At 24.2% G+C, this 5,013-nt stretch carries 14 protein-coding genes; 6 read left to right on the top strand and 8 right to left on the bottom strand.

The window, feature by feature from the left end; translation table 4 throughout:
• From EXC48_RS04435 to EXC48_RS04935, 6 genes are all read right to left on the bottom strand, one after another.
• Window positions 1-159, bottom strand: a 159-nt coding sequence (locus tag EXC48_RS04435) for an HAD hydrolase family protein (RefSeq protein ID WP_223216346.1), incomplete at its 3' end; no start/stop codon positions are given.
• Between the two features lie 184 nt (window positions 160-343).
• Window positions 344-607 carry a hypothetical protein gene (locus tag EXC48_RS04430; RefSeq protein ID WP_223216345.1) on the bottom strand — a complete coding sequence of 88 codons (264 nt, stop codon included), beginning with the start codon at window positions 605-607 and terminating at the stop codon, window positions 344-346.
• Window positions 608-671: 64 nt separating this feature from the next.
• Window positions 672-848: a hypothetical protein gene (locus EXC48_RS04950; protein WP_223216344.1), complete on the bottom strand. Its 177-nt coding sequence runs from the start codon at window positions 846-848 to the stop codon at window positions 672-674.
• Between the two features lie 13 nt (window positions 849-861).
• A complete protein-coding gene (locus EXC48_RS04945) occupies window positions 862-1,029 on the bottom strand; it encodes a hypothetical protein (RefSeq protein WP_223216343.1) in 168 nt (55 codons plus the stop codon).
• An 87-nt stretch (window positions 1,030-1,116) separates the two neighbouring features.
• On the bottom strand, window positions 1,117-1,266 hold the full coding sequence (locus EXC48_RS04940; RefSeq protein WP_223216342.1) for a hypothetical protein: 150 nt from the start codon (window positions 1,264-1,266) through the stop codon (window positions 1,117-1,119).
• A gap of 56 nt (window positions 1,267-1,322) precedes the next feature.
• Window positions 1,323-1,595: a hypothetical protein gene (locus EXC48_RS04935; protein ID WP_223216341.1), complete on the bottom strand. Its 273-nt coding sequence runs from the start codon at window positions 1,593-1,595 to the stop codon at window positions 1,323-1,325.
• 212 nt (window positions 1,596-1,807) lie between these two features.
• Here EXC48_RS04935 and EXC48_RS04930 point away from each other — a divergent pair, with 212 nt between their 5' ends.
• Together EXC48_RS04930 and EXC48_RS04925 are read left to right on the top strand one after the other, a co-directional pair.
• Window positions 1,808-1,960 carry a hypothetical protein gene (locus EXC48_RS04930; protein ID WP_223216340.1) on the top strand — a complete coding sequence of 51 codons (153 nt, stop codon included), beginning with the start codon at window positions 1,808-1,810 and terminating at the stop codon, window positions 1,958-1,960.
• Window positions 1,961-2,185: 225 nt separating this feature from the next.
• Window positions 2,186-2,353 (top strand): HAD hydrolase family protein, encoded by a 168-nt coding sequence (locus EXC48_RS04925; protein WP_223216339.1) that lies wholly within the window; start codon window positions 2,186-2,188, stop codon window positions 2,351-2,353.
• Window positions 2,354-2,447: 94 nt separating this feature from the next.
• Here EXC48_RS04925 and EXC48_RS05110 read toward each other — a convergent pair whose 3' ends face one another.
• Window positions 2,448-2,831, bottom strand: coding sequence for an HAD family hydrolase (locus tag EXC48_RS05110; protein WP_416374367.1), 384 nt, complete (start codon window positions 2,829-2,831; stop codon window positions 2,448-2,450).
• Window positions 2,753-3,355 (bottom strand): HAD family hydrolase, encoded by a 603-nt coding sequence (locus EXC48_RS04410; protein ID WP_416374366.1) that lies wholly within the window; start codon window positions 3,353-3,355, stop codon window positions 2,753-2,755. Before EXC48_RS04410 ends, EXC48_RS05110 begins: the two co-directional genes overlap by 79 nt.
• A 69-nt stretch (window positions 3,356-3,424) precedes the next feature.
• On the opposite strand from EXC48_RS04410, the gene EXC48_RS04405 reads away from it, so the two are divergent.
• From EXC48_RS04405 to EXC48_RS04390, 4 genes are all read left to right on the top strand, one after another.
• A complete protein-coding gene (locus EXC48_RS04405) occupies window positions 3,425-3,901 on the top strand; it encodes a hypothetical protein (RefSeq protein ID WP_129720506.1) in 477 nt (158 codons plus the stop codon).
• Window positions 3,901-4,410: a DUF4231 domain-containing protein gene (locus EXC48_RS04400; protein WP_129720507.1), complete on the top strand. Its 510-nt coding sequence runs from the start codon at window positions 3,901-3,903 to the stop codon at window positions 4,408-4,410. Before EXC48_RS04405 ends, EXC48_RS04400 begins: the two co-directional genes overlap by 1 nt.
• A gap of 71 nt (window positions 4,411-4,481) precedes the next feature.
• Complete coding sequence (locus EXC48_RS04395; protein WP_223216338.1) at window positions 4,482-4,757, top strand: hypothetical protein; 276 nt, start codon at window positions 4,482-4,484, stop codon at window positions 4,755-4,757.
• Window positions 4,758-4,785: 28 nt separating this feature from the next.
• Window positions 4,786-4,989 (top strand): HAD hydrolase family protein, encoded by a 204-nt coding sequence (locus tag EXC48_RS04390; RefSeq protein ID WP_223216337.1) that lies wholly within the window; start codon window positions 4,786-4,788, stop codon window positions 4,987-4,989.
• Window positions 4,990-5,013 lie beyond the last annotated feature (24 nt).

Raw genomic sequence — 5,013 nt, 5'->3', positions numbered from 1 at the left:
TGGAAAATTTGGAATAACTTGATCTAAATATGTTCTAGCAGAATGAAAATGTCTCCCTGTTGCAATAAAAATGTTTTTTCCTAATGCTTTTAGTTTCAAAATTGCTTCAAGATTTTTAGTAATAATTTTTGCTTCAGAATTCAATAATGTTCCATCTAAATCAAAGACAAAATTATCTAAGTCTTTTAATTCAAGATTTTGGTATTCTCTTTCCTTTAAAATAAATCATTCTTAATTTATAACCTCCGAAATATTATCTATATCTTCTTGATTAAGTTGTTCTTTTGTTGAAATTAATTCTATTATTTCATCTATTTTTGAAATGTTTTGACTTAGTTCTTGTTTACGTTTTTGAAATATTTAAAAAAGCTTGAACTGACAAAAAGAATGTAGTAAATGCAGAAACGATTGCAATATGAACAAATATATACATAGTATCATAAGGACGTTCATTCCATCTAATTGCATATAAGTTTAAAATAATAATTAGTGTTGAAATGAATATTCCTAAAATACTCAAAGAAAAAAATATTCAACTACCAACATAAAGTTTATATTGAGCTTTTTTTGTCACTTTTAAAAATTTTTCCTTGTTTTGTTTCGTCATTATTATTCCTCCTTATTCATTTTATTTTCATAAAGAAATGATGAAGACTTATAACGATCAATTTCTAAATATTTAAAGCTCTTTTCATTAATCTAAAATCATTTTCTTGATCTAATTGATCAAAATAAATTCATTTTCTAGTTTGGTAATACAAATGTTCAAATTTTAATAAGTTGAATTTCTCCTTATAAAATCTAAATTTATTATTAATTGCAAAAAACGCAATTAATGAACTAATCATACTTGTTAACGAATTAATAATTGTAGTAGCTAAATGTAGTTTGAACTATCTTTTCAAAATCTAATCGATATGGATTTTCATTATTTTGGTAATTCGAATTATTACCTGCTAAAAAATAAACAGCAATAATAGCAACATATAATGTTGAAATAAATGTAATAGTGTTTAAAGAATAATACAAAATACCATAAATATATTTTTTTATTTTCGCCTTATTTTGAAGCTCAAGAAATCTTTTATAAAAAGCAGATTGGTTTTTTTGATTTCATTATTTACCTACTTTATTAGTGCTTTTCAACTCTTTTTTAAGAATCTTTTTAATTGTTTGCTTTTGCTTTAAAGAAATCTTCTCTCATAAAGCATCAAGTATAATGCTTAAGTCAGTATCGCTAAGTTTTTTTAGCTTTATATTTATCATTAATATAATTAAGCGTATTTAAAACTTTATGGTATTCACTATTTTTAGTATTATGTTTATAAATTGCTAAGAAATATTGTTAATAAAAAAGAAATAATCAATAAAACAACGAATGTAATTAACAAAATAAATGAAAGACTTTGATTAGTAATATGTTCTTTTTTTGATATTAAAACTAATTTTACCAGTGCTCATATCGCTAAGGCAATTGATGAAACATTCAATAAAATAATTACAAATGAAAAAACATTGTCTAAAATTGAATAAATCCTCAACTTCTTGCGATGTAAATCTTGCTTTTCTTTTAGTTTTTGAACAATAGCTTGCATAACTAAATTTTACAATATGTAATAAATTTGATAAATTAAATTATTGAATAGTTTATAATATACACTAATATGAAAAAGGTAGCAATTTTTAGTGATGTTGACGGAACAATTTATCCCTTTCCCAGTGGAATTCTTTCTAAAAAGAACAAAGATAAGTCAATGAAATAGTAGATAGAGGTGTGGATTTATCATTAATACTGGCAATGGCCCTTATGAATAAGATAAAAAATTTAGCAAATAATTTAAAAGCTCGTTATATCATCTTTTCTAATGGTGCTTTTATCTATGATAATTTCAAAGATGAGATCTTAAATATTGAATATATCGATCATAATGAAGCTAAGAAAGTTTTGAGACCTAGCTAAAGAATTAGAATTACCGCTTTATTATTTTGGTACACATCGATTTTTTTTAAAGGATGCGACCGATAAGCATCGAGAATTCTTTACTGAATTTTGTCAATATAGCAATTGAATTGAGAATGGTGAAATTCCTCATGATTTACACAAAATAGAAAACATATGGCTCATATGATAAAGTAAAAGAGTTTATAAGTTAGCAAAGGAAAGAAAAAATTAATCTTAATATTGTTGATTTGGATAGACATATCGAAATTACTAAACCAGGAATATCAAAAGGTTCCGGAATTAAATGAATTTGTCAAAAATGTTTTAAATATTGATGTAAATGATGTTATGGCTATTGGAGATAGCCAAAATGATATATCAATGTTTCAAATAGTTGGATATCCATATTAATGGAAAATTCTGATCCATATACTAGAACATTCGGAAAATATTTTACTTCAACTGTTGATCAAGATGGTCTTGCAGAAGCCTATTGATGATTATTTTATATCGTGTTGATTTTGATCTTAAAAGAGAAATTTCACAACAAAAATCAAACAAACAACAAATTTTGTTGTTTGTTTGATTTTTGTTGTGAAATTTCTCTTTTAAGATCAAAATCAACACGATATAAATAATCATCAATAGCTTCTGCAAGACCATCTTGATCAACAGTTGAAGTAAAATATTTTCCGAATGTTCTAGTATATGGATCAGAATTTTCCATTAAATATGGATATCCAACTATTTGAAACATTGATATATCATTTTGGCTATCTCCAATAGCCATAACATCATTTACATCAATATTTAAAACATTTTGACAAATTCATTTAATTCCGGAACCTTTTGATATTCCTGGTTTAGTAATTTCGATATGTCTATCCAATCAACAATATTAAGATTAATTTTTCTTTCCTTTGCTAACTTATAAAACTCTTTTACTTTATCATATGAGCCATATGTTTCTATTTTGTGTAAATCATGAGGAATTTCACCATTCTCAATTCAATTGCTATATTGACAAAATTCAGTAAAGAATTCTCGATGCTTATCGGTCGCATCCTTTAAAAAAAATCGATGTGTACCAAAATAATAAAGCGGTAATTCTAATTCTTTAGCTAGGTCTCAAACTTTCTTAGCTTCATTATGATCGATATATTCAATATTTAAGATCTCATCTTTGAAATTATCATAGATAAAAGCACCATTAGAAAAGATGATATAACGAGCTTTTAAATTATTTGCTAAATTTTTTATCTTATCATAAGGGCCATTGCCAGTATTAATGATAAATTCCACACCTCTATCTACTATTTCATTGACTTTATCTTTGTTCTTTTTAGAAAGAATTCCACTGGGAAAGGGATAAATTGTTCCGTCAACATCACTAAAAATTGCTACCTTTTTCATATTAGTGTATATTATAAACTATTCAATAATTTAATTTATCAAATTTATTACATATTGTAAAATTTAGTTATGCAAGCTATTGTTCAAAAACTAAAAGAAAAGCAAGATTTACATCGCAAGAAGTTGAGGATTTATTCAATTTTAGACAATGTTTTTTCATTTGTAATTATTTTATTGAATGTTTCATCAATTGCCTTAGCGATATGAGCACTGGTAAAATTAGTTTTAATATCAAAAAAAGAACATATTACTAATCAAAGTCTTTCATTTATTTTGTTAATTACATTCGTTGTTTTATTGATTATTTCTTTTTTATTAACAATATTTCTAGCAATTTATAAACATAATACTAAAAATAGTGAATACCATAAAGTTTTAAATACGCTTAATTATATTAATGATAAATATAAAGCTAAAAAACTTAGCGATACTGACTTAAGCATTATACTTGATGCTTTATGAGAGAAGATTTCTTTAAAGCAAAAGCAAACAATTAAAAAGATTCTTAAAAAAGAGTTGAAAAGCACTAATAAAGTAGGTAAATAATGAAATCAAAAAACCAATCTGCTTTTTATAAAAGATTTCTTGAGCTTCAAAATAAGGCGAAAATAAAAAAATATATTTATGGTATTTTGTATTATTCTTTAAACACTATTACATTTATTTCAACATTATATGTTGCTATTATTGCTGTTTATTTTTTAGCAGGTAATAATTCGAATTACCAAAATAATGAAAATCCATATCGATTAGATTTTTGAAAAGATAGTTCAAACTACATTTTAGCTACTACAATTATTAATTCGTTAACAAGTATGATTAGTTCATTAATTGCGTTTTTTGCAATTAATAATAAATTTAGATTTTATAAGGAGAAATTCAACTTATTAAAATTTGAACATTTGTATTACCAAACTAGAAAATGAATTTATTTTGATCAATTAGATCAAGAAAATGATTTTAGATTAATGAAAAGAGCTTTAAATATTTTAGAAATTGATCGTTATAAGTCTTCATCATTTCTTTATGAAAATAAAATGAATAAGGAGGAATAATAATGACGAAACAAAACAAGGAAAATTTTTAAAAGTGACAAAAAAGCTCAATATAAACTTTATGTTGGTAGTTGAATATTTTTTTCTTTGAGTATTTAGGAATATTCATTTCAACACTAATTATTATTTTAAACTTATATGCAATTAGATGGAATGAACGTCCTTATGATACTATGTATATATTTGTTCATATTGCAATCGTTTCTGCATTTACTACATTCTTTTTGTCAGTTCAAGCTTTTTTAAATATTTCAAAACGTAAACAAGAACTAAGTCAAAACATTTCAAAAATAGATGAAATAATAGAATTAATTTCAACAAAAGAAAACTTAATCAAGAAGATATAGATAATATTTCGGAGGTTATAAATTAAGAATGATTTATTTTAAAGAAAGAGAATACCAAAATCTTGAATTAAAAGACTTAGATAATTTTGTCTTTGATTTAGATGGAACATTATTGAATTCTGAAGCAAAAATTATTACTAAAAATCTTGAAGCAATTTTGAAACTAAAAGCATTAGGAAAAACATTTTTATTGCAACAGGGAGACATTTTCATTCTGCTAGAACATATTTAGATCAAGTTATTCCAAATTTTCCAG

Source organism: Mycoplasmopsis cynos (assembly GCF_900660545.1).
In the GTDB taxonomy this organism is placed as follows: Bacteria; Bacillota_I; Bacilli_A; order Mycoplasmatales; family Metamycoplasmataceae; genus Mycoplasmopsis; species Mycoplasmopsis cynos.
The sequence above is the reverse complement of the archived record's forward strand: the minus strand, read 5'-3'. Positions and strand labels throughout refer to the sequence as shown.